The sequence below is a fragment of the Gordonia sp. (in: high G+C Gram-positive bacteria) genome (assembly GCF_049299075.1).
GTDB lineage: Bacteria > Actinomycetota > Actinomycetes > Mycobacteriales > Mycobacteriaceae > Gordonia.
The window spans coordinates 1-2,280 of record NZ_JBAQWU010000253.1; the positions used below are offsets into that span (position 1 = coordinate 1).

At 60.3% G+C, this 2,280-nt stretch carries 2 protein-coding genes and 1 other RNA gene; all 3 read right to left on the bottom strand.

Annotated elements, in window-relative coordinates; genetic code table 11:
• Nucleotides 1–1,254, bottom strand: a 1,254-nt coding sequence (gene asnS / locus WAW85_RS07950) for an asparagine--tRNA ligase (protein ID WP_422559084.1), incomplete at its 3' end; no start/stop codon positions are given.
• Nucleotides 1,255–1,530: 276 nt separating this feature from the next.
• Nucleotides 1,531–1,708, bottom strand: a non-coding RNA gene (ssrS, locus tag WAW85_RS07955) — 6S RNA.
• Nucleotides 1,709–1,778: 70 nt separating this feature from the next.
• Nucleotides 1,779–2,280: metal-dependent transcriptional regulator (locus WAW85_RS07960; protein ID WP_422559085.1), on the bottom strand; the 502-nt coding region annotated here is incomplete at its 5' end.

Below are 2,280 nucleotides of genomic sequence, written 5' to 3' on the forward strand. Positions count from 1 at the left end.
CTCCAGCCCCAGGCCGAAGCCACTGTGGGGCACGCTGCCGAAGCGCCGCAAGTCAATGTACCAGCTATAGTTAGCCTCGGGCAACTCGTGGCGACGGATGGCCTCCAGCAGCACGTCCGGGTTGCTCATGCGTTCGCTGCCGCCGATGATTTCGCCGTACCCCTCGGGAGCCAGCAGGTCGACGCTCTTGCAGATCTCTGGCCGGCCGGGCCACGGCTCCATGTAGAACGCCTTGACGGCCGTGGGATACCCGTAGACGAACACCGGCTTGTCGAATTGCTTGGTCAATTCCGTTTCGTGGGGCGAGCCGAAGTCATCACCCCACTCGATCTCCAGTTGTTTCTTCAGTTCGGGGTCGTCGGTCGCCTCGCGGATGGCGTGGATGCGCTCGACCGCCTCGTCATAGCTGATGCGCGGGAAGGGCGGGGTGATATTGCGCAGCGCCGTCAGATCGCGTTTCAAATACTCCAGCTCGGGGGCGCGTTTCTCCAGCGTCGTCTGGACGACACTGCTGACGAACTCCTCTTCCAGGGCCATCAATTCGTCCAGGTCGCAATAGGCGATCTCCGGCTCCACCATCCAGAACTCCGCCAGATGGCGGCGGGTCTTGCTTTTCTCGGCGCGGAAGGTCGGGCCGAAGCAGTAGACCTTGCCAAAGGCCATGATCGTGGCCTCGCTGTAGAGTTGGCCAGTCTGGGCCAGGTAGGCTTTCTCGTCGAAGTAGTCGACCTCGAACAGATTGCTGGTGCCTTCGGCCGCGTTGGGCGTCAGGATCGGCGTGTCGATGTTGAGGAAGCCGCGGCTGTCGAAGAAATCAATGATGGCCCGCTTGACCGTCGCGCGCACGCGCATGATCGCCCACTGCTGGCTGCTGCGCAGCCACAAGTGGCGGTTATCCATGAGGAACTCGATGCCGTGATCCTTGGGGCCGATGGGGTAGTCGACGGCATCCTGCAAAATGTTCGCCTCCTCGATGCCTATTTCATACCCTTCGGGGATGCCGGGCGCTCTGGGGTTGGCCCGCACGGTGCCGGTGACGATGAGCGACGATTCCTGGCCGAGCCGAACCAGTTGCTCGAATAGCTCGTCGCCCAACTCCGGCCGGTAGGCCACGCCCTGGGTGATGCCGGTGCCGTCGCGCAGGCGCAGGAAGAGCAGCTTGCCCTTGTGGGTGCTCTGGTAGAGCCAGCCCTCGATGGTGACGCGCTCGCCGACGTGGTCGGCGATGCGTTCGATGGTGAAGGAAGGGGTCATAAATAATCTCCAGCAATAATTGCCATTGACCGATAAGTATAACAAAAAAGCAAATCGCACCGTAACGTTTACGAAGGCTCAATGTTTAAATGTGTCAGATAGTTAGGCAGGGTTGACGTTTGAGTAAATACGCTAAGCTTGTCTCCTGACAACAGGGAAACTCCAGGATGGCTACCGGAGCCGGCGAGGAGACAGCGTTTCACATCGTGCTTTCTCTTCAGAAGCCCGGTGAAACGGTTCGTGGGTTGAATAAACAGGGGTATAGGGTTGCGATAAGTTCGCCCCGCCATGCCGTGAATGCTCTATTGACTGAACCTGCTATCGCAGGTGGGAATTTTGTCTCGAGGTACACTGCCTTGCCTTGCGGCTACTACATCCCCTCTTACGTATCCCAATTCCCAGGGAAATCAAAGTGGCTCAACGCTAGAGTCACCCTCGTACACAGCAGGGTGAGCAGATATTAGCATAGTCCACAATAGGCGGCAATAGGACTTTCCACACGATAGAGGGCCACCCGCGCCATTCTAATCGACCTCATCAACACGCTCGACGAGCACCAGATCGGCCAGGTTGCGGCCGATGACCGCGCGGCCGTCGCCCACCTCGACCGTTAGCGGGCCGAGAAACGGGGCCACCTCGACCAGCCGCATGACCGCCCCCGGCACCAGTCCCAAACCGGCCAGATAGCGCAGCAGCTCGCTGTTGGAGTCGTCGGGAATACGGGCGACTCGCACGCGATCGCCGGCGGCCATATCGGACAGCGCCGTGGTGTCCATGACCGCCATGGTTCCATCCAGCGCGGGAATGGGGTCGCCATGGGGGTCGAATTCGGGATGATTGAGGGCGGCAGCGATGCGCTCCTCCATCTTCTCGCTGATGACATGCTCCAGGATGTCGGCCTGCTCGTGGACCTCATCCCAACTGACGCCCAGCGCTTCCATCAGGTACAGTTCCAGCAGCCGATGGTGGCGAATCACTTCCAGAGCCAGCTTCTCGCCCGTCGCGGTCAGCGTCACGCCGTAGTGT